Origin of the sequence: Bradyrhizobium sp. Gha (genome assembly GCF_900113735.1) — a bacterium.
In the GTDB taxonomy this organism is placed as follows: domain Bacteria; phylum Pseudomonadota; class Alphaproteobacteria; order Rhizobiales; family Xanthobacteraceae; genus Bradyrhizobium.
Map to the genome: position 1 here is coordinate 148,850 of NZ_FOQM01000010.1, position 25,091 is coordinate 173,940.

The 25,091-nt window shown below is 63.9% G+C and carries 24 protein-coding genes and 2 pseudogenes; 19 read left to right on the top strand and 7 right to left on the bottom strand.

The genetic code is table 11. The features are described from left to right. Nucleotides 1-25: 25 nt before the first annotated feature. The 4 genes from BM222_RS15600 to parE all read right to left on the bottom strand — a co-directional run bounded on the left by BM222_RS15600 (nt 26) and on the right by parE (nt 4,480). Entirely contained in the window at nt 26-796 is a 771-nt protein-coding gene (locus BM222_RS15600; protein WP_092229115.1) for an SDR family NAD(P)-dependent oxidoreductase, read from the bottom strand. A 21-nt stretch (nt 797-817) separates the two neighbouring features. After that, nucleotides 818-1,003: a hypothetical protein gene (locus tag BM222_RS15605; RefSeq protein ID WP_092229147.1), complete on the bottom strand. Its 186-nt coding sequence runs from the start codon at nt 1,001-1,003 to the stop codon at nt 818-820. Between the two features lie 215 nt (nt 1,004-1,218). Next, entirely contained in the window at nt 1,219-2,004 is a 786-nt protein-coding gene (locus BM222_RS15610; RefSeq protein ID WP_092229116.1) for an outer membrane protein, read from the bottom strand. A gap of 427 nt (nt 2,005-2,431) precedes the next feature. Next, on the bottom strand, nt 2,432-4,480 hold the full coding sequence (gene parE, locus BM222_RS15615) for a DNA topoisomerase IV subunit B (protein ID WP_092229117.1): 2,049 nt from the start codon (nt 4,478-4,480) through the stop codon (nt 2,432-2,434). Between the two features lie 293 nt (nt 4,481-4,773). Here parE and BM222_RS15620 point away from each other — a divergent pair, with 293 nt between their 5' ends. The 3 genes from BM222_RS15620 to argC all read left to right on the top strand — a co-directional run bounded on the left by BM222_RS15620 (nt 4,774) and on the right by argC (nt 7,179). Further along, nucleotides 4,774-5,304 carry a DedA family protein gene (locus BM222_RS15620; RefSeq protein WP_092229118.1) on the top strand — a complete coding sequence of 177 codons (531 nt, stop codon included), beginning with the start codon at nt 4,774-4,776 and terminating at the stop codon, nt 5,302-5,304. A 226-nt stretch (nt 5,305-5,530) separates the two neighbouring features. Continuing rightward, entirely contained in the window at nt 5,531-6,199 is a 669-nt protein-coding gene (locus BM222_RS15625) for an FMN-binding negative transcriptional regulator (protein WP_092229119.1), read from the top strand. Beyond that, entirely contained in the window at nt 6,196-7,179 is a 984-nt protein-coding gene (argC, locus tag BM222_RS15630; protein WP_092229120.1) for an N-acetyl-gamma-glutamyl-phosphate reductase, read from the top strand. The genes BM222_RS15625 and argC overlap by 4 nt, the downstream gene beginning before the upstream one ends. 110 nt (nt 7,180-7,289) lie before the next feature. Here argC and BM222_RS15635 read toward each other — a convergent pair whose 3' ends face one another. Next, a complete protein-coding gene (locus tag BM222_RS15635; protein ID WP_092229121.1) occupies nt 7,290-7,688 on the bottom strand; it encodes an MAPEG family protein in 399 nt (132 codons plus the stop codon). A 57-nt stretch (nt 7,689-7,745) separates the two neighbouring features. Further along, nucleotides 7,746-9,557 carry a PHA/PHB synthase family protein gene (locus BM222_RS15640; protein ID WP_092229122.1) on the bottom strand — a complete coding sequence of 604 codons (1,812 nt, stop codon included), beginning with the start codon at nt 9,555-9,557 and terminating at the stop codon, nt 7,746-7,748. Between the two features lie 253 nt (nt 9,558-9,810). Here BM222_RS15640 and BM222_RS15645 point away from each other — a divergent pair, with 253 nt between their 5' ends. The 5 genes from BM222_RS15645 to BM222_RS15665 all read left to right on the top strand — a co-directional run bounded on the left by BM222_RS15645 (nt 9,811) and on the right by BM222_RS15665 (nt 14,898). After that, on the top strand, nt 9,811-10,086 hold the full coding sequence (locus BM222_RS15645) for a hypothetical protein (RefSeq protein ID WP_092229123.1): 276 nt from the start codon (nt 9,811-9,813) through the stop codon (nt 10,084-10,086). A 244-nt stretch (nt 10,087-10,330) separates the two neighbouring features. Further along, nucleotides 10,331-11,551 carry an LL-diaminopimelate aminotransferase gene (locus BM222_RS15650; RefSeq protein WP_092229124.1) on the top strand — a complete coding sequence of 407 codons (1,221 nt, stop codon included), beginning with the start codon at nt 10,331-10,333 and terminating at the stop codon, nt 11,549-11,551. A gap of 28 nt (nt 11,552-11,579) precedes the next feature. Continuing rightward, entirely contained in the window at nt 11,580-12,896 is a 1,317-nt protein-coding gene (locus BM222_RS15655) for a homoserine dehydrogenase (protein WP_092229125.1), read from the top strand. Nucleotides 12,897-13,055: 159 nt separating this feature from the next. Then, complete coding sequence (gene glpX / locus BM222_RS15660) at nt 13,056-14,057, top strand: class II fructose-bisphosphatase (RefSeq protein WP_092229126.1); 1,002 nt, start codon at nt 13,056-13,058, stop codon at nt 14,055-14,057. A 121-nt stretch (nt 14,058-14,178) separates the two neighbouring features. Next, nucleotides 14,179-14,898 carry a haloacid dehalogenase type II gene (locus BM222_RS15665; protein ID WP_092229127.1) on the top strand — a complete coding sequence of 240 codons (720 nt, stop codon included), beginning with the start codon at nt 14,179-14,181 and terminating at the stop codon, nt 14,896-14,898. 10 nt (nt 14,899-14,908) lie between these two features. On the opposite strand, the gene BM222_RS15670 is transcribed toward BM222_RS15665, so the two are convergent. Further along, entirely contained in the window at nt 14,909-15,574 is a 666-nt protein-coding gene (locus BM222_RS15670; protein ID WP_092229128.1) for a GntR family transcriptional regulator, read from the bottom strand. 114 nt (nt 15,575-15,688) lie between these two features. Between BM222_RS15670 and BM222_RS15675 the strand changes: the two genes are divergently transcribed. The 11 genes and pseudogenes from BM222_RS15675 to BM222_RS40035 form a co-directional block, all read left to right on the top strand. Continuing rightward, nucleotides 15,689-16,483: an enoyl-CoA hydratase/isomerase family protein gene (locus BM222_RS15675; RefSeq protein WP_092229129.1), complete on the top strand. Its 795-nt coding sequence runs from the start codon at nt 15,689-15,691 to the stop codon at nt 16,481-16,483. Between the two features lie 12 nt (nt 16,484-16,495). Then, nucleotides 16,496-17,755 carry a CaiB/BaiF CoA transferase family protein gene (locus BM222_RS15680; RefSeq protein WP_092229130.1) on the top strand — a complete coding sequence of 420 codons (1,260 nt, stop codon included), beginning with the start codon at nt 16,496-16,498 and terminating at the stop codon, nt 17,753-17,755. 54 nt (nt 17,756-17,809) lie between these two features. Continuing rightward, entirely contained in the window at nt 17,810-18,802 is a 993-nt protein-coding gene (locus BM222_RS15685) for a Bug family tripartite tricarboxylate transporter substrate binding protein (RefSeq protein ID WP_092229148.1), read from the top strand. A 16-nt stretch (nt 18,803-18,818) separates the two neighbouring features. Continuing rightward, nucleotides 18,819-19,301 carry a tripartite tricarboxylate transporter TctB family protein gene (locus BM222_RS15690; protein WP_092229131.1) on the top strand — a complete coding sequence of 161 codons (483 nt, stop codon included), beginning with the start codon at nt 18,819-18,821 and terminating at the stop codon, nt 19,299-19,301. An 11-nt stretch (nt 19,302-19,312) separates the two neighbouring features. Then, nucleotides 19,313-20,848 carry a tripartite tricarboxylate transporter permease gene (locus tag BM222_RS15695; protein WP_092229132.1) on the top strand — a complete coding sequence of 512 codons (1,536 nt, stop codon included), beginning with the start codon at nt 19,313-19,315 and terminating at the stop codon, nt 20,846-20,848. After that, complete coding sequence (locus tag BM222_RS15700) at nt 20,845-21,849, top strand: 4-hydroxythreonine-4-phosphate dehydrogenase PdxA (protein WP_092229133.1); 1,005 nt, start codon at nt 20,845-20,847, stop codon at nt 21,847-21,849. The genes BM222_RS15695 and BM222_RS15700 overlap by 4 nt, the downstream gene beginning before the upstream one ends. 135 nt (nt 21,850-21,984) lie before the next feature. Beyond that, nucleotides 21,985-22,200, top strand: a complete 216-nt coding sequence (locus BM222_RS15705; protein WP_092229134.1) for a hypothetical protein — start codon at nt 21,985-21,987, stop codon at nt 22,198-22,200. Nucleotides 22,201-22,332: 132 nt separating this feature from the next. Further along, nucleotides 22,333-23,394, top strand: a complete 1,062-nt coding sequence (locus tag BM222_RS15710; RefSeq protein ID WP_092229135.1) for a glycosyltransferase family 4 protein — start codon at nt 22,333-22,335, stop codon at nt 23,392-23,394. Between the two features lie 12 nt (nt 23,395-23,406). Next, nucleotides 23,407-24,405 carry a L,D-transpeptidase family protein gene (locus BM222_RS15715; protein ID WP_092229136.1) on the top strand — a complete coding sequence of 333 codons (999 nt, stop codon included), beginning with the start codon at nt 23,407-23,409 and terminating at the stop codon, nt 24,403-24,405. A 145-nt stretch (nt 24,406-24,550) separates the two neighbouring features. Further along, a pseudogene (locus tag BM222_RS41085) lies at nt 24,551-24,688 on the top strand (Crp/Fnr family transcriptional regulator); the annotation flags it as partial. A 214-nt stretch (nt 24,689-24,902) separates the two neighbouring features. Continuing rightward, nucleotides 24,903-25,091: pseudogene (locus BM222_RS40035) on the top strand (ABC transporter substrate-binding protein); the annotation flags it as partial.

The following is a 25,091-nucleotide window of genomic DNA, read 5'->3' on the forward strand; positions in this document are numbered from 1 at the left end:
GCTTCTTTTTTGCACCACAGCCGCCTTATGCCATCACCGAGAAGCCGCCATCGACCGGGATTGCGGTGCCCGTGACGAAGTTCGACGCCGCGGAGGCGAGGAAGACGGCGATGCCCGCGAAGTCGTCGATGTCGCCCCAGCGGCCCGCGGGCGTGCGTGCCAGCACGCGCTCGTGCAGGCCCGAGACCTGCTTGCGCGCCCCGCGCGTGAGATCGGTGTCGATCCAGCCCGGCAGGATGGCATTGACCTGGATGTTGTCGGGCGCCCAGGCATTGGCGCAGGCGCGCGTGTACTGCACGATGCCGCCTTTGCTCGCCGCATAGGCGGCCGCGAAGCTCGCGCCGAAGATCGACATCATCGAGCCGATGTTGATGACCTTGCCGTTGCCTGACGCCTTCAGCGCCGGATAGGCCAGCTTCGAGCACACGAAGGCGCTGGTGAGGTTGGTGTCGATCACCTTGTTCCACTCGTCGAGCTCGAGCTCGTGCGGCGGCTTGCGGATGCTCATGCCGGCGTTGTTGATCAGAATGTCGATGCGGCCGAGATCGTTCAAGACGCGGTCGATCATCGCCGCGACCGCCGCCTTGTCGGTGACGTCGGTGGTGACTGATATCGCCTTGACGCCGCGCCCCCTGAGATCGGCGACGGCTGCGGCCGATTTGGTTTCATTGCGTCCGACCACGGCGATGTCTGCGCCGGCATCAGCGAGCCCGTGTGCGAGGCCGAGGCCGATGCCGCCATTGCCGCCCGTGACGATCGCGACCTTGCCGCGGAGATCGAACCGATTGGATGTCATGCTTTCACGTCCTGGTTTCTTTTATCGGTTGCTTTGCCAGATCAGCACCAGCCCGAAGCCGGCCATGGCAGCGCCATAACCGGCCCATTGCAGCTGGTTGACCATGAAGCTCGATCGCGGCCAGGCGATGGTGCCCGTGCCCTGTCCGATCCAGAGCAGCCCGACGGCGAGGGCAAACAGGCCTGCGACAAGCAGAAATCTGCGCATGCGTTCCTCCGTCGGTCTGATTCTGTCGCGACCCATGGCATCAACCACGGGCCCACGAAAACGTCCCGCAAGACTAGCCGTACCGTCGGTTCGGACACAATGGTCGCGGACGGGCCGGCATGGCACCGCGCAACGAAAAAGCCCCGGACGATGCCGGGGCTTTGACGTCTGAAGGTGAGTTCAGCTCAGTACTTTAAATCCTGGTACTTCGGATCTCAGTACTTGGCGACGACCGGGCCGGTCCAGTTGAAGCGGTAGACCAGCGAGGTCGAGATCGTCTGGTTCCAGTTGTTGGCGCGGATGCTGTTCACGCCGGTCGGCAGGTTCGTGGCGTTGAAGAGTTCGTCCTGAGTCTTCGCATCGTAGAAGGCCGAGCGATACTCTGTCTTCATGAACCAGCCGGGCGAGGAGATGCCGAAGAAGTTCAGGCTGTTCTCGACACCGCCGCCGATGAACCAACCGTTGCGGTTGTAGCCGTTGAGGTGTGTGCCGGAGGAAACGCCAGCCAGATTGGTGAAGTTGGTGCTGCCGAAGTGAGCGCCGCTGTAACCGCCGTTGACGTAGGACAGAACGTTCGGAGCGACCAGCCAGCCGAGGCGGACACCCGCGGCCCAGGAGTCCTCCAGCTTCTGGCTGCCCGTGATCTGAGCGATCGGATCCTGCACGGTGGCGCGGATGCTGCCGAACTGGCCGTCGGCGAACACGCCCGCGACCCAGGTGCTGTTGAACTGCCAGTCGTACCCGAGGCCGACGGTGCCGAACCAGCCCGAGCCACCCTGGCGCTGGGTGATGGTCAGGGGCGTGCCCGTCGTGGTCGAGACGACGCTCTGGTCGGAGTTCGAGAGGCCGCCGCCGCCGCCGCCGAAGATGTAGAAGCCGGTCCAGTTCGCGACCGGAGCCGCCATCGGGGCCTTCACATAGGGACGAGCCGCGAGGTCAGCCGCCGAAGCCGAACCCGTCATTGCCGCAATCGCGGTCAGTGCGAGAGCAATCTTCTTCATGATAAAATCCCCAACCCTTGGTTCGTAGCAGGCGCGAGCGCACTGAAGTCCGTGTGTTCTGATGGCTCGGACTATAGACGGTTCTCGCCGAAATGCTGTTGCAGGGCAGGCACAGTCGCCGGAAAACGCCCGCTCGTCAGGTTCGATGATGCCGTCATCGGCATCGACAAAATACCATTTATTTCAGCGTCTTAGGCGGATTCAGGGGGCTATGGTCCAAGACGGGTTTTCGTTAGGATTGCGCCTTTGCCCGAGGGCGAGGCCATCCTGCCGCAGCCCTGGCGTGCGCCCATTCGCTCTGAGTCGTTGGCCGAGTCGCCCGCCCCGAGAGGAATCGCCGAGGCGGAAGCGCCGGGAAGCGCCACCGTTCCCACAAAAATGAAAAAGCCCCGGCGCAGGCCGGGGCTTTTCGGCGGAAATCGCCGCTTCAGACGTCGAGCAGCTCATCGCTGGCGAACTCGGCCTTGTCGGAGATGAAGGCGAAGCGCGCTTCGGCCTTGGTGCCCATCAGCCGCTCGACCGAATCTGCCGTAGTGTCGCGATCGTCGGGCAGCAGGACCACCTTGAGCAGCGTCCGCTTGCTCGGATCCATGGTGGTTTCCTTGAGCTGCGCCGGCATCATCTCGCCGAGGCCCTTGAAGCGGTTCACCTCGACCTTGGCGTTGGCGCTGAAAGCGCTCTTGATCAGCTCGTCCTTGTGCTTGTCATCGCGCGCGTAGACCGATTTCTGCCCGTGGGTCAGCTTGTAGAGCGGCGGCACGGCGAGGAAGAGATGTCCCTCGTCGATCAGCTTCGGCATCTGCCGGTAGAAGAAGGTGATCAGGAGCGAAGCGATGTGGGCGCCGTCGACGTCGGCGTCGGTCATGATGATGATGCGCTGATAGCGGAGATCCTCTTCGCGGTACTGCAGGAGCTGTCCGCAGCCGATCGCCTGCACGAGATCGGACAGCTGGGCGTTCGCCGTCAGCTTGTCCTTGCCGGCAGAAGCGACGTTGAGGATTTTTCCACGCAACGGCAGCACCGCCTGGGTCTTGCGATCGCGCGCCTGCTTGGCGCTGCCGCCGGCCGAGTCGCCCTCGACGATGAAGAGTTCGGAGCCCTCGGTGCCTGCGTCGGTGCAGTCGGCGAGCTTGCCGGGCAGGCGCAGCTTCTTGCCAGCCGTCTTGCGCGCCGTCTCCTTTTCCTGGCGGCGGCGCAGCCGCTCCTCGGCCCGGTCGATCACGAAGTCGAGCAGCCGGTTGGCCATGTTCGGATTGCCCGAGAGCCAATGGTCGAACGGATCCTTCATCGCCTGTTCGACGATGCGCTGCGCTTCGGCCGTGGCGAGGCGGTCCTTGGTCTGGCCCTGGAATTCAGGTTCGCGCACGAACACCGAGAGCATCACGGCGGCGCCAACCATCACGTCTTCCGACGTGATGGACGAGGCGCGCTTGCCCTGGCCGACGCGCTCGGCGTGATCCTTCAGGCCGCGCAGCAGCGCGCTGCGCAAGCCCGATTCATGCGTGCCTCCGTCGGGCGTCGGCACGGTGTTGGTGTATGAAGACAGGAAGCCGTCGGCATCCGCGGTCCAGGCCACTGCCCATTCGCAGGCGCCATGCGCGCCGTTGCGCCCCGACTTGCCGGAGAAGATGTCGGGATGCACCAGCGTATCGGCGTGGATCGCCGCCGCCAGATAATCCTTGAGGCCGCCGGGGAAGTGGAAGGTGGCCTCGGCCGGAACGTCCTCGACGCCCTTGAGCAGTTCGGGCGCGCAATTCCAGCGAATCTCGACGCCGCCGAACAGATAGGCCTTCGAGCGCGTCATCTTGAACAGACGTTGCGGCTTGAACGCCGCCTTGGCGCCGAAGATGTCGGTATCGGGCTTGAAGCGCACGCGGGTGCCGCGGCGGTTGTTGATCTTGCCGAGATCCTCGAGCTTGCCCTTGGGATGGCCGCGCTCGAAGCTCATGCGGTAGAGCTTCTGGCTGCGCGCGACCTCGACCTCGAGCCGCGAGGAGAGGGCGTTCACGACGGAGATGCCGACGCCGTGCAGACCGCCCGAGGTCTCGTAGACCTTGCTGTCGAACTTGCCGCCCGAATGCAGCGTGCACATGATGACTTCGAGTGCCGACTTCTTCGGGAACTTCGGATGCGGATCAACAGGGATGCCGCGGCCGTTGTCGGTGACGGTGAGGAACCCGTCCGCGGAGAGTTCGACGCCGATGAAGGTCGCGTGTCCCGCGAGCGCCTCGTCCATCGAGTTGTCGATGACTTCGGCGAACAGGTGATGCAGCGCCTTTTCGTCGGTGCCGCCGATATACATGCCGGGCCGGCGCCGCACCGGTTCCAGGCCCTCAAGCACCTCGATATCGGCTGCGGTGTAATCAGCCTCGGCACCGCCAGCACGCGGTGCGGCCTTGGCAGCGGGGGGGCGCGCCTTCGGCTCATTGCCGTCGAACAAATCGTCTTTGCTTTTTGTCTTCAACTGCTTGGACATATATCTTGATGTGTTTTGAGGGCCGCGCAGGCGGCGAATCGGTTGCGGAGACTATGCCACGGCCGGCCTTGAAAGGTCAGGCCGCGCCGATCTTGGCCGCTTCTTGACAGCTTCTTGGGGTGGTTGCGAGCCAATCCCGGCGATTTTACGCCGCAGGCTGACCAAATCCCGGCAATTTGACGCCGCCGGCCGCCCAGTGCAGAGGTTTGTGACTTGATGTCACACAAGTCCCTGGCTTACCAGTGCTTTTCATGGAACATGACCTCAGGGCGAGGCGGGAAGGCTAATTTGGAATGGAGCAGTTTGCGCACGCATTGGCCGATTTCGTGCGCCTGCACCAGGCTTGGGCCGCTCCGATCGTGTTCCTGCTCGCGTTCGGGGAATCGCTCGCCTTCATCTCGCTGCTGATCCCGGCCTGGGGCGCACTGGTCGCCATCGGCGCGCTGATCGGCGCAAGCGGCATCAGCTTCTATCCGGTCTGGATTGCCGGCGCGATCGGCGCCGCGCTCGGCGACTGGGTCTCCTACTGGTTCGGCTATCGCTACAAGGAGCAGGTCGCGCAGATGTGGCCGCTCTCGCGCTATCCGGACATTCTTCCTAAAGGCGAGGCCTTCGTCCGGAGCTGGGGCGTGCCCAGCATCTTCATCGGCCGCTTCTTCGGTCCGTTGCGGGCGTCGGTGCCGCTCGCGGCCGGCATTTTCGAGATGCCGTACTGGAGCTTTCAGGCGGCCAACTTCATCTCGGCACTGGTCTGGTCCGCGGCGTTGCTGCTGTTCGGCGACGTGATCGCGAAGATCATGGAATGGCTCTGGCGGGTGGTGTGACATGGTGTATCTTGACGGGAACCGCATCCCGCTCTATAGCCGCGCGCCATGATCAACGCCGCGACCATCCTGTTCGCCCGTCGCCGCCGCCGCGCTCTCGCGGTTTGGGCGGTCGATCGCGTTTGAGATCATCGTCTTTGCCGCTGGACCCGATCCGCGGCATTCTTTCTCCTGTCAGCGCGATCTGATCCAGCGGCCCCCCAAGGAGGCCCAGCAGGAGACCACGATGTACACGCCACCCTTTTTCAAGCCGGATCGCGCCGCGAGCCTGAAATTCGCAGGCGAGCGCGGTTTCGGCACGATGTGCGCCTTCGACGGCTACAAGCCGGTCGCTTCGCCGCTGCCGTTCTATTTGACCTATGCAGCCGACGGCACGCCGCAGGCCGCCTTTCATGTCGCCCGTCACAATCCCCTGGTAAGGCTTGCGGACGGCGCGACGTGCTGGCTGCTCGCGATCAACGGCCCCGATGCCTATGTATCGCCCGACTGGTACGTTTCGCCGGATCAAGTGCCGACCTGGCTGTATCAGACGGTGCATCTCACCGGGCCCGTGAAGCTGCTGTCCGACGATGAGCTGGCGGTGCAGATCGACACGCTCAGCGACATCTTCGAGAGCTGGCTGTTGCCGAAGAAGCCGTGGACTTCAGGCAAGATGACGGCAGGCCGGCTCGAGGCGCTGAAGAAGGGAATCGTGGGGCTGGTCATGACGGTCGAAGAGGTCGAAGGCAGCTTCAAGCTGAACCAGCACAAATCGGACGCCGACTATGTCGCGATCGCGACTGCACTCGGCGCGCAAGCCGATGCCGACGCCAGGAAGATCGCCCAACTGATGCAGGACGTGAGGCCCGAAGCCTTCGCGGCCGAAACCAACATGCTCGAAAGGAGCGTATCATGAGCCTCACGGAAACCACGAAAGCCCCGTCCACCGGCACAGCCAAAAAACCCGCCACCGTCTTCGTCGACGGCGGCTCCGGCACCACCGGCCTCGGCATCAACGAGCGGCTGAAGCGCCAGAGCGACGTCGTGGTGAAGACCATCGCCGACGACAAGCGCAAGGATCCCGCAGCGAAGAAGGCGCTGATGGAGGAGGTGGATCTCGTGATCCTCTGCCTGCCTGACGATGCCGCCAAGGAGACGGTCGCATTGATTGACAGCATGGGTACTTCGGCGCCGAAGGTGCTGGACGCCTCGACCGCGTATCGGGTCGCACCTGACTGGACCTACGGCTTTGCGGAGCTGGCGCCCGACCAGGCCGGCAAGATCAAGGCGGCGAAGAAGGTCTCGAATCCGGGTTGCTATCCGACCGGCGGAATCGCGCTGCTGCGGCCGATCGTCGATGCGGGCCTGTTGCCGCCTGACCATCCCATCAGCGTCAACGCGGTGAGCGGCTATTCCGGTGGCGGCAAATCGATGATCGCAAGCTTCGAGGACGGCAGCGCGCCATCGTTCGAGCTCTATGGCCTCGGCTTCGAGCACAAGCATCTGCCGGAGCTGCAGCTCTATTCGAACTTGACGCGGCGCCCGATCTTCATTCCCTCCGTCGGCAATTACCGGCAGGGCATGCTGGTCTCGATCCCGCTCCAGCTCGACGCGTTGCCCGGCAAGCCTGCTGGTGCCGATCTCCACGCGGCGCTGGCCAAGCACTACGCCGGCTCGAAATACGTCAAGGCGATGCCGCTCCAGAACGACGCGTCCAAGGGCGGCCGCATCGAGCCGGAGGCGCTCAACGAGACCAACGTGCTCGAGCTCTATGTCTTCGCCAGCGACAAGTACCACCAGGCGGTGCTGGTCGCGCGGCTTGACAATCTCGGCAAGGGCGCCTCGGGCGCAGCCGTGCAGAACATGCGGCTGATGCTGGGTCTGCCGGAGGAATAGGGCGACACCCTATCCGTTGTCGTTGCGAGCGAAGCGAAGCAATCCAGCACTCTCACCGCGGAGACAGCCTGGATTGCTTCGCTTCGCTCGCAATGACGTTGGAGAGAGCTTCAGAACACCTTGAAGATCGCGAGCGCCAGCACGGCCTGGGCCAGGAAGCCGACGGTGAAGGCGAGCGTACGGAATACCGGGATGCCGAGCGCATACACGATCACATGCGCGACGCGCGACCAGAAATAGACCACGCAGGCGAGCACGGTCCATTTCGAGGAATAGTCGATCGCGTTCAGGATCAGCACCAGCGGTGCGAACAGCACGAGATTCTCGACCGCGTTGTCATGGGCGAACATCAGGCGGTTCGCCCATTCGGCCTGAGGCTTGTCGCCGCGGGAAGGGTTGGCCATGGCGCCGGCGAGCCCACGAACCTGGCAACGGTTGATGGTATAGGGGATCCAGAGGATTCCGGTCAGGATCACCGTACAGGTCAGCCAGAACAATTCACGCGTCATAATCCGGTCCCCTCCAAATCGATACCGTGAGCTTATACGAAAGCGCGCGCTGTTGCGCTATGCGCGAACCCTGACATAGCTGCCTGGCGCGTCCTCGATCGGGGGCAGCGCCTCGGTGCCGACGCTGCGCGCGGGCACTTCCTCCGGGTCGAGCGCGCCCAGCCATTCACGCCAGTCCGGCCACCACGAGCCCTTGTGCTCGACCGCGCCCTTCATCCACTCGGCGATGGTGACGTCCTTGATGTTGTCGTTGGTCCAGTACTGGTACTTGTTCGAGGCCGGCGGATTGACCACGCCGGCGATGTGGCCGGAGCCCGACAGCACGTATTTCACGGGCCCGCCGAAGAATTGCGAGCCGTACAGCACGGATTCTGCTGGCGCGATGTGGTCTTCGCGGGTGGCGAGGTTGTAGACGGGCACCTTGACCTTGGAGAGGTCGAGCAGCGTGTTGTCGAGCACCAAGGTGCCGGTCGACAACCGGTTCTCCAGATAGCAGTTGCGCAAATAATAGGAATGGTTCGCCTGCGTCATCCGCGTCGCGTCGGAATTCCAGTGCAGCAGGTCGAACGCACTCGGCTCCTTGCCCTTGAGGTAGTTGCTGACGACGTAGGACCAGATCAAATCGTTCGAGCGCAGCATGTTGAAGGCCATCGCCATCTTGGAGCCTTCGAGCACGCCCGACATCTTCATGTCCTGCTCGAGCGCGGCGATCTGGCCCTCGTCGACGAACACGAGGAGATCGCCGGCATGGGTGAAGTCGACTTGCGCCGCAAAGAACGTCGCCGACGTCACGCGCTGGCGCCGCTTCTCGGCGAGCCAGGCCAGCGTGGTCGCCAGCATGGTGCCGCCGACGCAATAGCCGGCCGTGTGCACCTTCAGCTCGCCGGTGACCTTCTCGATCACGTCCATCGCCGTGAGCGGGCCTTCCTTCATGTAGTCTTCCCAGCTCTTGCCTCCGAGCTTCTTGTCGGGATTGACCCATGAGATCACGAACACGGTGATGCCCTGGTCGACACACCACTTGATGTAGGATTTCTCCGGCTTGAGATCGAGAATGTAGAACTTGTTGATCCAGGGCGGCACGATCAGGAGCGGCGTGCGCAGCACCTTCTCCGTGCTCGGAGAATACTGGATCAGCTGCATCATCTCGTTCTGGTAGATCACCTTGCCCGGCGTCGTCGCCATGTTGACGCCGACCACGAGATTGTCGGGATTGGACTGGCGGATCTTCAGCATGCCCTTGCCGGCCGCGATGTCCTCGGCCAGCATCGTCAGGCCGCGCGCGAGGTTCTCGCCGCTGCTTGCAACCGTCTCGCGCAGCACCTCCGGATTGGTCAGCACGAAATTCGAGGGCGAGATCGCGTTGGTGATCTGCTGGACGTAGAACTCGGCCTTGCGGCGGGTCTGCGGATCGAGCTCGGCGTCATGCACCAATTCCTGCGCCCATTTGCTGGTGAGCAGATAGAGCTGCATCATGAAATCGAAGAACTGGTTCGACTTCCATTCCGGATCGGCGAAGCGCTTGTCGCGCGGGGAGGGTGATATCGCGGGCTGGGCATCCTGGCCGGCCATCCGCCGCGCCGCAGAGCCCCAGAGATCGAGATAATCCTTTGCAAGTTTGGTCTGCAGGTCGGACGCACGCGATTGGTCCGATAACCAATACTCGGCGACCGACGTGAAGGTCTTGACGACCTCGGTGAGCTCGGCCGGTGGGCGGTCCTGCACCTCGCCGCTTTCGCGCGGCTTCAGATACGCGGCGAGCGCCTTGCCGCCGCCCTCCATCGCCCGCGCGACATTCATCGCGAAGGCTTCCGCATCGAACTTCATTTCGGACTTTGACTTGGGCGTGTCGGTCGTGACGGTACTCATGGCGACGACAGTAACAATTCATTCTGTATTCGTCACCGCGAAGCTCGCTGGTTTCGCGCTAAAGAGGTGCGAAGATGTGCTGCACTGCGACAAAGCTTCTTGCTTTTGTCACAATCGCCGTGCACCTCTCGGTCCGTGGGCCTTCGATGATTTCTCGCTCGTGCCATTTGTGGGCAGCAATGGTTTGAGCTTGGGCAGGTTGTTGGTTAAGCTACCGGCAGCCTGACGTTGGGACGAGTAGGGGATTTCCCAGGTGTTGACGTTGTGGGACCTGCAAAAGACGCGGCTGGCGTGCTGCGCGCTGCTGATGGTGGTGTTCGCGTTGGGTGGCTGCTCGAGTCAGCTTGCCGACATGACGGCTGCCGATACGGCGGCCCATCCCAAGGAGCCGGGTGCCTATTTGCCGGTCCACGATCTGCCGCCGGACCGTGATCAGGCGATCATCCCGCTCGACCAGCGCGTCAAGATCGAGGCTGAGCTAGCGGCCGCGCGCGACCGTCAGGCCGTCGCCGCCAAGGATGCCAAATAGAACGCCAATGCGCGGCGGCACGGTCACCGGGCGGCGCAAGGTAATCGCTGGCGCCCCCGCCACTCCGTGCTAAAAGACTCCAATTCAGCCGAGAGTCAGGACGAAGGAGTTCAGTCCTCGTCGTCGAATTTCACTCTAAGTATCTGATTTTGAGTGATTTTTGTGCGCAGGGCGAGGCCTTCTCGAAAGGGCGACCATCGCCCTTCGATTCTGTCTTGACCGGTGGCCCGGAGCCCAGAGAGCCATGGACGATTTTTACCGCATCCGCCGCCTTCCGCCTTACGTGTTCGAGCAGGTCAACCGGGCCAAGGCGGCCGCGCGGAATGCCGGCGCCGACATCATCGATCTCGGCATGGGCAACCCGGATCTGCCGGCCCCGCCGCACGTGCTGGAGAAGCTCAAGGAGACGCTGGGCAAGCCGCGCACCGACCGCTATTCGGCCTCCCGCGGCATCCCCGGTCTGCGCCGGGCCCAGGCCGCCTATTACGAGCGCCGCTTCGGTGTGAAGCTCAATCCCGACACCCAGGTGGTGGCGACGCTCGGTTCAAAGGAAGGCTTTGCCAACGTGGCGCAGGCGATCACCGCGCCGGGCGACGTGATCCTCTGTCCGAACCCGAGCTATCCGATTCACGCCTTCGGCTTTTTGATGGCGGGCGGTGTGATCCGCTCGGTGCCCTCGGAGCCGACGCCGCAATTCTTCGAGGCTGCGGAGCGGGCGATCGTGCATTCGATCCCGAAGCCGCTCGCGCTCGTCGTCTGCTATCCTTCGAACCCGACCGCCTATGTCGCGAGCCTCGATTTCTACAAGGACCTGGTCGCATTCGCGAAGAAGCACGAGATCCTGATCCTGTCCGATCTCGCCTATGCCGAGGTCTATTTCGACGAGAGCAATCCGCCGCCCTCGGTGCTCCAGGTGCCGGGCGCCATCGACGTCACCGTCGAGTTCACCTCGATGTCGAAGACCTATTCGATGGCGGGCTGGCGCATGGGCTTCGCGGTCGGCAACGAGCGCGTGATCGCGGCGCTCGCCCGCGTCAAATCGTACCTCGACTACGGCGCCTTCACGCCGGTGCAGGTCGCCGCGACTGCGGCACTGAACGGTCCCGATGATTGCATCAAGGAGATGCGCGACACCTATCGCAAGCGTCGCGACGCGCTGGTGGAGTCGTTCGGCCGCGCGGGTTGGGACATTCCGCCCCCGGAAGCCTCGATGTTCGCCTGGGTGCCGCTGCCGGAGGCCTTCCGCAGCGTCGGCAGCATGCAGTTCGCGACCCTGATGGTGGAGAAATCGGGTGTTGCGGTCTCGCCCGGCGTCGGCTTCGGCGAGCATGGCGAAGGATATGTCCGCATCGCCATGGTGGAAAACGAGCAACGGATCAGGCAGGCCGCGCGCGGCGTGCGCCGCTTCCTTGAAAGCGGCATCGAAACGTTGCACAACGTCGTTCCACTCGCCAACAGGCGCTAATTCTCTTCTGCAGGTTCACTAAAGCATCATGGTTGCACCCCTGAAAGTGGGCATAGCGGGGCTCGGCACCGTGGGCGCCGAAGTTGTCCGTTTGATCGAGACGCAGGCGCGCGTGCTCGCGGGCCGTTCCGGCCGCGGCATTCGCGTCGTCGCCGTGACGGCGCGTTCGAAGGCCAAGAAGCGCGCCATCGACCTGCGCGGCGTCGAATGGGCGAAGGATCCGCTGGCTGTCGCCACGCATCCCGAGGTCGACTGCTTTGTCGAGTTGATGGGCGGCGCAGGCGATCCCGCGCTGGCCGCGGTCGAAGCCGCCCTCGGTGCCGGCAAGTCCGTCGTCACCGCGAACAAGGCGTTGCTCGCCAAGCACGGTCTGAAGCTCGCCAAATCGGCCGAAAAGCATGGCGGCGCGCTGAATTTCGAGGCAGCGGTCGGCGCCGCGATCCCCGTCATCAAGACGTTACGTGAAGGTCTCGCCGGAACCGGCATCGAGCGCGTCTATGGCATCCTCAACGGCACCTGCAATTATATCCTGACGCGAATGGAGCAGGAGGGCCTGTCGTTTGCCGAGTGCCTCAAGGATGCGCAGCGGCTCGGCTATGCCGAGGCCAATCCGTCCTTCGACGTCGACGGCCACGATACCGCGCAGAAGCTCGCCATTCTCGCCAGCCTCGCTTTCGGCACGAAAGTTGCTCAAAGCGCTGTCTATGTCGAAGGCATCTCCTCCATCGCGCCGGAAGATCTGCGCGCGGCCGCCGATCTCGGCTACCGCGTCAAGCTGCTCGGCGTTGCGGTGCGCACCGCGAAGGGTATCGAGCAGCGCGTGCATCCGACCATGGTGCCAAAAACCTCCTCGATCGCGCAGGTGATGGGTGTCACCAACGCGGTTACGATCGATGGAGAGGGCATTCCCCCGATTACGCTGGTCGGACCCGGCGCGGGTGGTGCGGCGACGGCATCCGCTGTCGTCGCCGATATCGCCGATGTTGCGCGCGGCATCCGCGCCAATCCGTTCGGCCGGCCCATCGCGCAGCTGCGCGACACCACGAAGGCGCCGATGGAGCGGCATGAAGGCGGCTACTACATCCGCCTTCTGGCGCGCGATTTCCCGGGCACCGCGGCCGCGATCGCGACCCGGCTGGCAGAGCAGAAGATTTCGATCGAGTCGATCGTGCAGCGCCATCCCAATGGCGGCGCCGCATCGGCAAACGGCAAGGCTGTGCCCGTGCCCGTCATCCTGATCACCTATGCCACGCATGAGGACGCCGTACGACGCGCGCTCGCCGCCGTGCAGAGAGACAAGGTGATCAGCGGACGGCCGCAGGTCATCAGGATTGAGAAGAACTAGAGCATGATCCGGATCCGGAGGGCCGCGTTAGCGCAAAGTGTGAAGCGGTTTTCCGAAAAGAGCATGCTCAAGAAATAAAACGGTTCGAACGAACTGTGGGTGTTACGAGTTGATGCGGGCAGGGCGTCCTGTCCAAAACTGTTTCGAAGGAGTTAGCCGATGTCGACCCATATTGAAGTCCCCCCGCACGCCTTGCTCGAGCGCATTCTCACGCTGGAGATCGTGCGGGTGACGGAACGGGCGGCAGTGTCGTCGGCGCGGCTGCGCGGGCACGGACAGGAGAAGCCTGCCGACCAGGCCGCCGTCGACGCGATGCGCCGCGAGCTCAATAAATTGCCGATCCAGGGCACCATCGTGATCGGCGAGGGCGAGCGCGACGAAGCGCCGATGCTCTTCATCGGCGAGAAAGTCGGCATGAACACCGGTCCGGAAGTCGATATCGCGGTCGATCCGCTCGAAGGCACCACGCTGTGCGCCAAGAACATGCCGGGCTCGATCGCCACGATGGCGATGGCCGATGGTGGCACCTTGCTGCACGCACCGGACGTCTACATGCAGAAGCTCGCGATCGGCCCCGGCTATGACAAGGGTGTCGTCGATCTCGATGCGAGCCCCGCCGATAACGTTCGCCGTCTCGCCAAGGCCAAGGGCGTCAAGCCTGAGGGTATCACCGTCCTCGTGCTCGATCGCCCGCGCCACGCCAGCATCATCGAGAGTGTGCGCTCGACCGGCGCTGCCGTGCGCCTCATCACCGACGGCGACGTCGCCGGCGTGATCCACTGCGCCGACCCCGACAACACGGGCGTCGATATGTATCTCGGCACCGGCGGCGCACCGGAAGGCGTGCTCGCCGCGGTGGCGCTGCGCTGCATCGGCGGCCAGATGCAGTGCCGCCTGATTCTCGATTCCGGCGAGAAGATCGAGCGCGCAGCAAAGATGGGCGTCAACGATCCCAAGATGATCTACGGCATCGAGGACATGGCGCGCGGCGACTGCCTGTTCGCCGCGACCGGCGTCACGACCGGTTCGCTGCTGTCCGGCGTGAAATTCCGCAAGGACGGCGTGATCGAGACCGAGACGGTGGTGATGCGTTCCGTCACCGGCACCGTGCGCTACATCAAGGCCGAGCACCGCGAACTGGCGAAGTTTCATCTGGACTGATGTTCTCTGTCATTCCGGGGCTCGCGAAGCGAGAACCCGGAATCGCGCGCCACAACTTCGAGATACCGGGTTCGCGTTGGTGCGCGTCCCGGAATGACAATAAGAACAATAGGGGAAGCGCATGTCCGATCTCTCCGCCGTCAAAGCCCTCGTCTTCGACGTGTTCGGCACGGTCGTGGACTGGCGCACCAGCCTGATCACCGATTTCATGTGGTGGGGGAAGGAGCGCGGCATCAGCGCCGACTGGACAGCGCTCGTCGACGGCTGGCGCGGCATGTATGTCGCGTCGATGCAGGACGTGCGCGAGCATCCCGAGCGTGGCTACGTCATGCTGGACGATCTGCACCGCCGCTCGCTGGAAAAGCTGGTCGAGAAATTTGCCATCAGGGGCCTCACCGAGGCCGATCTCGATCATCTCACCAAGGGCTGGCACCGCCTCAATCCCTGGCCGGACAGCGTCGCCGGCCTGACCCGGCTGAAGACGAGATTCGTGATCTCGCCGCTGTCGAACGGCAACGTCGCGCTGCTCACCAACATGGCGAAGCATGCGGGTCTGCCGTGGGATCTCATCATGTCGGCCGAATTGTTCGCGCACTACAAGCCCGATCCCGAAACTTATCTCGGCGCCGCAAGGCTGCTCGGCCTCAAGCCTGAAGAGGTGATGATGGTCGCCGCCCATAATGGCGATTTGGCCGCCGCGCAGAAGAACGGACTAAGGACCGCGTTCGTGGCGCGGCCGACCGAATACGGTCCGTTGCAGAAGGTCGATTTCGAGGCGACGGGACATTGGGACATTGTCGCCAAGGATTTTGGCGGGATCGCCGACAAGCTCGGCTGTTAGACGTTGCGCCTCACGCGATCCTCAGCGTGGGCTCGTCCCCTTCCGTTTCCGCAAAACCCGCCTGCAAAACCTCTTCGCGCTTGTGGCGCAGATGGGCGCGCAGGACGTGGGAGAGTCCGACGCCGTCACGGCGCTGGAGAGCGTTCAGGATCGCCTCGTGCTCCTGGACCGCGCGCGCCCAGCGCTGCGGCGTCATCGGCGTGACGTAGCGGGCGCGGCGGATGCGCGCGGTCACGGACGCGTAGAGTCCTGACAGCACGGGATTGCCGGCGGCATTGACGATCCCCTCGTGGATGGCGCGGTTGCCGCGGTAATAATGGAGGAGATCGCCCTCGCGATAATGCTGCACCATCCCCGCATGCGCGGCCGCAATCTCCGCGATCTCTGCGTCGCTGATGCGCTCGCAGGCCAGCTCACCTGCCAGCGCTTCGAGCCCCTGGCAGACCTCGAAGAGGTCGCGCATGTCCTTGTCGGTCAATTTCGCCGCGCGCGAGCCGCGATGCGGGAGAAGCTGCACCAGGCCCTCGGCGGCCAGCACCTTGAGCGCTTCACGCAACGGCGTGCGCGAGATCTCGAGCCGCTCGCACAGCTCGCGCTCGGGAATCCGCGCGCCCGGCGGGATCTCGCCGTCGAGCAGAATGTCGCGGATGCGGCCGACCACCTCTTCATGCAGCATGGGCTTCTCAATTTTGAATGCAAAAACGTTCCAATAGACGAAAGTTCAGGAATTATATCTTGAAAATCCCAAATTTTGCATTCAAAAATGCAAAAAACATGAGGGGACGCGGAGATGGACCAGGCGGTATCGGCGGACGACCTCGCTTTTGAATGCAAGAACGGCATCGGACGGATCACCTTCAATCGCCCGCAGGCGCGCAACGCCTTCACCTTCGCCATGTACGAGCGGCTCGCTGCCATCTGCGAGCAGGCCAACGACGACCGCTCGATCAAAGTGCTGGTGCTGCGCGGGGCCGGCGACAAGGCCTTTGCCTCGGGCACCGACATCAACCAATTCCGCGAATTCAAAACGCCGCAGGATTCGATCGATTACGAGAACCGCATCGACCGCGTGCTGACCACGCTCGAGCAATGCCGGGTCCCGACGATCGCGGCGATCAACGGCTTCTGCACCGGTGGCGGGGCGGGCATCGCCGCGGCCTGCGATTTGCGCATCGGCACGCGCAGCACGAGAATCGGCTTTCCGATCGCTCGCACGCTCGGCAATTGCCTGTCGATGTCCAATGTCAGCCGTCTCACAGCGTTGATCGGGGCGGCGCGGGTCAAGGATCTGATCTTCACCGCGCGGCTGGTCGATGCCGCGGAGGCCGCTGGAATCGGACTGCTCGGCGAGGTCGTCGACGATCTCTCAGCACTGGACAAGCGCGTCGACGAGCTCGCGCACCTCGTGGCCGGCCACGCGCCGCTGACCCTGAACGCGACCAAGCAGGCGGTCGCCCGCCTGCAAAAGCGGCTGACGCGAGACGAGGGCGAAGACCTCATCCTGATGTGCTACACGAGCCACGATTTTCGCGAAGGGCTCGACGCTTTCCTCAGCAAGCGCGCCCCGCAGTGGCGCGGTCAATAACAGGACGCCCCGATGCCCAGCGATCGATCGCAATCTGCCTCACGTCGTGCAGGCCCGCTCGCGGGTCTCAAGGTCATCGATCTCACCCACGTCATGGCGGGGCCGACCTGCACCCTGATGCTCGCCGACATGGGTGCCGACGTCATCAAGATCGAGAAATGGCCTGGTGGTGACGACACCCGCCATTCGGTGCCGCCCAGGATCGGCGACGAGGCGGCCTCGTTCCTGATGATGAATCGCAACAAGCGCGGCATCGTGCTGGACCTCAAGTCCGACGGCGGCAAGCAGGTCTTGCGCCGACTGATTGCGGATGCCGACGTGCTGGTCGAGAATTTCGCGCCGGGCGCGATGGAGCGGCTGGGCTTCGGCTATGACGAGCTGCACGAGAAATTCCCCGCGCTGATCTATTGCTCGCTCTCAGGCTTTGGTCGCACCGGTCCCTACAAGCACCGCCGGGGCTTCGACCTCGTCGCGCAGGCCATGAGCGGCATCATGAGCTTTACCGGCGAGCGCCCGGACGGCCCGCCGGTGAAATGCGGCCCGCCGCTATCAGACATCACCGCGGGCCTGCTCGCGAGCATGGGCATCCTCGCCGCCTATACGCACCGTCTCAAGACCGGTGAGGGGCAGTGGGTTGAGACCTCGCTCTACGAGGCGGCGCTGGTGCAGACCTATTGGCAGTCGACCATCGCGCTCGCCGCCGGCACCGCGCCGCGCGCAATGGGCTCGGCGCATCCGCTCAACGCGCCCTATCAGGCGTTCGAGGCCTCGGACGGCTGGCTCGTGGTCGGCGGCGCCAACAAGAAGCACTGGCTGTTGATGCTGGAAGCGCTCGGCGCGAGCGAGCTCGCCGCCGATCCGCGCTTCGTCACCGGCGCCGACCGCATGGCGAATTTGAAGGAGCTCGAAGCGGTCCTGAGCGAACGTTTCCGGACCCGGACACGCGCCCATTGGCTCGCGGCTCTGGACGAGAAAGGAGTGCCGTGCGGCCCGGTCCACGACATGCTGGAGGCCCTGAACGATCCGCAGACGCTGGCGCGCGAGATGGTCGTCGAGGTCGAGCATTCCACGCTCGGTCCGGTCAAGACGATCGGGTTGCCGATCAAATTCTCGGAGACGCCGGGCAAGGTCGCGTCAGGCGCTCCGGTCTACGGCGAGCACACGCGCGAGGTGCTGGCGGAGCACGGGTTCGCCAAAGAGCAGATCGAAGCACTCGAGCAAGAAGGCGCAATCGTCTCGGCCGCAGGGGAGCGCGAAGAACGCGTCGCCTGAGCCGACGCCGGGACGGCTGATCGAACAAAACAGAAAAATCAGTTGGAGGAAATCATGCGTGGGACGTCTCTCTTCCTGTTGACCGTCAGTGCAGCGGTGCTCGCAGGCAGCGCGCCGGCATGCGCGGCCTGGCAGCCGCAGAAGCCGATCGAGTTCGTGGCGACCGCAGGTCCGGGCGGCGGCACCGACAATCTCGCCCGCGCGGTGCAGAACGTCATCACCAAACACAAGCTGACCGATCAGCCGATCGTCGTCGTCAACAAGGGCGGCGGCAGCGGCGCGGAAGGCTATGTCTACGGCAAAGCCTCTGCCGGCGATCCCTACAAGGTGATCTTCGGTACCTCGAACGCGTGGCAGCAGCCGCTCGTCTCCAGGGTCGCCTTCAATTACACCGACCTCACTCCGATCGCGGCGATGGCGCAGGACGAGTTCCTGCTCTGGGTCAAGCAGGATGCGCCCTACAAGACCGCGGGTGATTATCTGAAGGCAGCCGCATCGGGCGAATTCAAGATGGGCGGCGCCCAGTCCAAGGACACCGATGAGGTGCTGACGCGCATGATCGAGAAGGTCGGGCACGTGAAACTGACCTACATCCCCTTCAAGAGCGGCGCCGAGGCTGCGGTGCAGCTTGCCGGCGGGCATATCGATTCCCACGTCAACAATCCCAGCGAAAGCCTCGGACAATGGCGCGGCGGCACCCAGCGCCCGCTTTGCGTCTTCAGCCCGAAGCGCTTGCCTGAAGGGCCGAAGATCACGGCTACCGAAGGCTGGAGCGATGTGCCGACCTGTGTCGAGCAGGGCCTCGACATCAAGCAATATGAGCAGCCGCGCACGGTCTGGCTGCCCGGGAAGGTCACTCCGGAGCAGGCCGCCTACTATGTCGACCTCATGAAGAAGGTGCAGGCGACGCCGGAATGGAAGGACTACATCGAGAAGACGTCCCAGGTCGACACGTTCCTGACCGGTGCCGAGTTCGACAAGTTCATCAAGCAGGATCTCGAGCACGTCAAGCAGGTGGCGAGCGAGCAGGGCTGGCTGGTCAAGTGAGGATCGGGAGCCTTCGATGATCTCGCGCCGCGCCCTCGAACTTGCGACCGCCGTCCTCACCGGCAGCTTTGGTGTTGCGGTGGTGGTCCAGAGCCTCGACAACGGCATCGGCTGGTCGAGCGCAGGCGTTGAATCAGGCACATTCCCGTTCCTGACCGGCATCATCATTGTCGCCGGCAGCCTCTACAATCTGGCACGTGGCCTCGCGCCCGTTGCGTCGCTGGCACGCGTCCCCATCGCGATCACGTCGATTGAGCTGCGGCGGCTGGCCGGCCTGTTCGTGCCGGCGGTGATTTTCGTCGCCGCGATCCCGTTGCTTGGGATGTATGTCGCTTCGGCGGCCTACATCTTCGCGGTGCTCGCGGTTCCCCGCCATCAATCCGTCCTGCGTTCGGCGATGACGGCGGGGGCAACGGCGCTCGCGCTCTATGTCGTGTTCGAGCGCATGTTCCAGGTCAGCCTGCCGCACGGCGCGCTCGCCGCGGCGCTCGGGTTCTGAGGGAGCGGGCGATGGATAATCTCTCGGAGCTCTTCCACGGCTTCACCATCGCGGTCACCGTGCCACATCTGGCCTTGATGGCGACAGGCGTGCTACTCGGCATCCTCGTCGGCGTGCTGCCGGGGCTGGGCGCGCCGAACGGCGTGTCGCTGCTGCTGCCGCTGACCTTCGGCATGCAGCCGGTGTCGGCGATCATCCTGCTCTCCAGCATGTATTGGGGCGCGCTGTTCGGGGGCTCCGTGACCTCGATCCTGTTCAACATTCCCGGCGAGCCGTCCTCGGTCGCGACGACGTTCGACGGCTATCCGATGGCGCGCGACGGCCGGCCGACCACGGCGCTCGCCACCGCTTTCGGTTCGGCGGCGTTCGGCGCGTTGATGGGCGTCATCCTGATCACCTTTCTCGCGTCCTGGGTGGCGCAGGTTGCGCTCGCCTTCGGGCCGGCGGAATATTTTGCGGTCTATTTCCTCGCCTTTGCGAGCTTCGTCGGCATGGGCGGAGCGGCGCCGATCAAGACCGTGGTGGCGCTCGCGATCGGCTTTGCGATCGCGGCGATCGGCATCGACACCGTCTCAGGCAGCGTCCGTCTCACCATGGGCATCGACGAGCTGGTCAAGGGCGTGAACTTCGTCGTCGCAGTGATGGGCCTGTTCGGCATCGGCGAGCTCTTGGTCGCCGTCGAAGAGGAGTTTCATGCCCGCGCGGTCTCGTCCAGGATCGACTGGCGCGAAGTGTTTCGCGCGGTCGGCCACCTGCCGCGCCACGGCGTCGCGCTGCTGCGCAGCGCTGCGATCGGCTGCTGGATGGGGATCACGCCGGGCGGCCCGACCGCAGCTTCGTTCATGAGCTACGGCATTGCTCGCCGCTTCTCGCGCCGCGGCCGCTACTTCGGCACCGGCGAGGTCGAGGGCATCATCTCGCCCGAAACCGCCGACCACGCCGCCGGCACCAGTGCGCTCCTGCCGATGCTCTCGCTCGGCATTCCCGGCTCGGCGACTGCGGCGGTCATGATGGGCGGGCTCATGATCTGGGGGCTCAATCCCGGGCCGATGCTGTTTGTCGATCAGAAGGATTTCGTTTGGGGTCTGATCGCCTCGATGTATGTCGGCAACATCGTTGCGGTCGCGCTGGTGCTGCTGACCGTGCCTGTGTTCGCCGCCCTGATGCGGATTCCCTTCGCGGTCATCGCGCCGCTGATCGTGATCATCTGCGTCGTCGGTGCCTATTCGGTGTCGAACTCCTATCTCGATGTGGTGATGATGCTCGGTTTCGGCGTCGTCGGCTATCTCTTCAAGAAATTGTTCTACCCCCTGGCGCCGCTCGTGCTCGCCATCGTCATCGGGGACAAGGCCGAGGACGCGTTCCGGCAATCGATGCTGATGTCCAAGGGATCGCTCGGAATCTTCTTTGCCAACAAGCTGGTGACGTGCCTCGTGGTGGCAGGCATCGCATTGCTGCTGTTGCCGTTGGCGTTGCAGCTGTTCGCACGCATCGTCCGCAAACCCGCCAGCGCCAGAACGACGAACCAGGAAAAGGTGAGCATATGACCGCGAAGCCGCTGATTGCGCTGGCGATGGGAGATCCTGCCGGCATCAGCCCGGAGCTGACGGCGAAGCTCGTGGCGCAGGACGATATCCGCGCACGGTGCCGGCTCGTGGTCATCGGCGACCGCCGCGTCTTCGACGCGGGCGCGAAGATCGCCGGCGTCGCGCCGGAACTGATGGCGGTGGAGCAGGGCGCCGACTTCGATGAGCTGACAGCCGACACGCTGTTCCTCGATCTCGGTCATCTCGATCCCGCGCGGGTCGAGCGTGGCAAAGCGAGCCTGGCGGGCGGCCAATTCGCGCTGGCCAACTACAAGCGGGCGCTCGAATTTGGCAGGGATGGAAGGGTCGATGCCGTCTGCTTCACGCCTTTCAACAAGGCGGCCATGCGATTGGCGCGCTCGGACTATGACGACGAGATCGCGTTCTCGGCGGAGGTGGTCGGGTTGAGGACACCGGCCAGCGAATTCAACGTGCTGGGCGAGCTCTGGAATGCCCGCGTCACCTCGCACATTCCGCTCAAGGAGGTCGCCGCAAGACTCACCAGCGACCGCATCCAGCGCGCACTGAAGCTGACCGATGCGTGCATGCGCAATGCCGGCTTTGCGCGTCCGCGCATCGCGGTCGCTGGCCTCAACCCGCATGCCGGAGATGGCGGCAATTTCGGCCGCGAGGAGATCGACGTCATCGCGCCGGTGGTGGAAGCCGGCCGGCGCGCCGGCATTGCCGCGGAGGGCCCGTTTCCCGCCGATACCGTGTTCCTGCGCGCCAGGGCCGGGGCCTATGATGCGGTGCTGACGATGTATCACGACCAGGGCCAGATCGCGATGAAGCTGATGGGATTCGATCGCGGCGTCACATTGCTGGGCGGCTTCCCGTTCCCGATCTGCACGCCGGCGCACGGCACCGCCTATGATATCGCCGGGCAGGGCATTGCATCATCCGGCGCCAGTCGCGCTGCGGTCCTGCTCGCGGCCGAGATGGCGGCGCGACGTGCCGTCTGATTTGCGTGCACCAAGGGGAGCCCGTGCCGACTGCGCTCGCGTTGCGCGCGGTATCAGACTTTCGGGAGAAACTGGAAACTTCCGCCGTCGCGACGAGTTGGCGTCCCATGAACATCTCCACGCCGGAGTTGGGACATGGTGGATGACGGCCCGTTACGAACAGCGGTTGATACCGCATGGCGCGTGTACCGCGCCAGGCATCGCGACGTCGATGCCGCGGATGGCCGTCGCTGCCTCCTCGAGCGTCATCTGCAAGGGAGGCGGGAAGCACGCGAGAGTAACGGTGATGCCCAGGAACTCGCGTGGTTCGGGCTCGCCTATCTCGAGCGGCTTTCCGATGACCAATGTTAGGGATCATTGAGAGGCTCGCGTGTCGCCTGGCGATCGGAAGCGCATGGCCGGATCGGACCTTGCTTGCAATTTCGAACCTGCTCTCCGCAGCCATCGTGCTGATCCTCCGTTCAGCGGTGTAGCAGGGCCCTCATGCGCATCGCCCAACTCGCTCCCTTGGCTGAAAGCGTCCCTCCCAAGCTTTACGGCGGCACCGAGCGCGTGGTCGCCTGGCTGGTGGATGAGCTTGTCAGGCTCGGCCACGAGGTCACGCTGTTTGCAAGTGGCGACTCCCGAACCAGCGGAAAACTTCACGCCGTGTGGCCACGCGCGCTTCGTCTCGGGCGGAAGGGAACCGATCCGGGCGCGGCCTCTGCGATGTTGGTCGAGGCGATTGCGCAGCGAGCCAGCGATTTTGACGTGATCCACGCCCATATCGACTGGGTGCATCTGCCGCTGCTCAGCCGTCTTGGTGTGCCGTTCCTGACGACCATGCACGGTCGTCTGGATCTGCCCGGATTGCCTGATGTGGTTCGGCAGTTCCCTGAAGCCCCGTTCGTGTCGATTTCCGATCACCAGCGTGCGCCGCTTCCGGATGCAAGATGGATTGGAACGATTCAGCACGGATTACCATCCGAGCTGTTGCGCCCCTCCTACGAAGAGGGGTCCTATCTGGCGTTTCTTGGCCGCCTCACGGCCGACAAGGGGCCGGAGGATGCCATTCGCATTGCGCGCGCTGCCCGGATGCCGCTGCGCATAGCCGCGAAGATACCGCGCGCTGAAACCGCCTACTTCAAGAAGAAGCTCGAGCCTCACATCGACGGCGAAGCGATCCAGCTTGTGGGTGAAGTCGACGACGTGAAGAAGCAATCCTTCCTGGGCCGAGCAGCCGCGCTGTTGTTTCCCATCGATTGGCCGGAGCCTTTCGGCTTGGTCATGATCGAGGCGATGGCCTGCGGAACGCCGGTGATCGCCTATCGTTGTGGGTCGGTTCCCGAGGTGATCGAGCACGGTCTGACCGGGTTCATCGTCGCGGACGAAGAGCAGGCCATCTCGGCGGTCGGCGAATTGGGCAAGCTGGATCGAAGGAGAGTGCGCGCCCGGTTCGAGGAGCGCTTCATCGCCCGTCGCATGGCGCAGCAATACGAGGATCGCTACCGCGAACTGGCTTCCGCGGCCGGCCGCAGAGGCGGTACGCAACGCTTGGAAAGGTAAAAGGAGGCAACGATGACGCTGAGGAAAACGGGGCAGATCTGCATCGCTCTTGTCTTGGCCCTTGCAGCGTCGGGAGCGTACGCAGCCGAGATGACGGCGGACGCAATCAATTCCGCCCAGCCATCAAAGAAGACGCTCTCGACCGAAAGGCCGACCCCGGCCGGGGTCCATCTGCAAGTCCTCCTCGACAGGGCGCATTTCTCCCCGGGTGAGATCGACGGCAAGTTCGGTGAGAACGCGAAAAAGGCGCTGCGAGCCTATGCGGAGGCCCGGCAATTGCCGAGTTCGGATGCGCCGGCGGATGATGTCTGGCAAGCGTTGCGGACGGACGAGCGGCCGGTGACGGCGACCTACACCATCACGGAGAAGGACGTCGCGGGACCGTTCTTGCGCAAGCTTCCGGCGAAAATGGAGGACATGAAGGACATCCCCCATCTCGGCTACACCAGTCCGCGCGAAGAATTGGCTGAAAAGTTTCACATGAGCGAGCAGCTTCTGGCGGAGCTCAACCCGGGCCGCCACTTCGACCGCGCCGGCGAGACCATCGTCGTCGTCGACACGGCTGATGGGGGAGGTGCCGCGCCTGCCAAGGCCGACAGGGTCGAAATCGACAAGGTCAGGCAAACCGTCAAGCTGTTCGACAAGTCGAATGCGCTGATCGGATTCTATCCGGCGAGCGTCGGCAGCGAGGAGAAGCCGTCACCTTCCGGCACACTGAAGGTCACCGAGATCGACCAAAATCCGACCTATCGCTACAACCCCGCCTATCACTTCAAGGGCGTTCACTCCCGAAGACCCTTCAAGATCAGCCCCGGCCCGAACAATCCGGTCGGAATCGTCTGGATCAATTTGTCCGCCGACGGCTACGGCATCCACGGCACGCCCTCACCGCAAAATATTTCGAAGGGGCAGTCGCACGGCTGCGTGCGTCTCACCAACTGGGATGCGGAACGGGTCGCAGCCAGCGTCTCGAAAGGGACGCCCGTCGTGTTCACCGAGAGCACCAGCTGAGTCCTGTGCGAGAACGCGGGTTGATGATATCGACGTGCCGCCGGCGACCAACGGCCTCATCGCGGCCAAGGCGATCCTCGGGGCGACGCTGTTACGGCTGCCGGCTCACGGGCTGCAACACTCGCGTTTCCAGCTGTCCATGAAAACAGTCGCGGCCCGCCTCGACGCATGGATCGAATGGAACGGCAAGCTGCCGCCAAAAGGAGAGTGGGTCAGCCTCGCCGCCGAGCTGGCCGTGAGCCCCGAGGCGCTTTATCGCGAAATCGGTCGCCGACGAGCTTGATGGGCTTTTGAGAGTCTTGTGGCCCCATCTGCGAAGGTGGCACGTGCCCGACGGTGGTCCCCTCATCGCGGCACCGCGGACCGAATTTGCTCAATCTGAGTTCTTCGCATTTTGACCCCGAGCAGTCATTGACCGCTCAGTTTTGTTGTGATGCAAAATGTGTCTCTCATTTCCCGATGTGGTAGCGTGTTGGTCTCGCCTGGAGGAGGAGCGCATGAGACGACGCGATTTCATGACGCTGGTCGCGGGCGCGGCGACTGCGTGGCCGCTGGCGGCGCGCGCGCAGCAGGTAGGCAAGATTTGGCGGATCGGCATGCTGGACACGGCCAGCCGCGAGCTCAACTCGGCCAATATGGGCGTGTTTTTAGAAAAACTGCGGGAGTACGGATACGTCGAGGGGAAA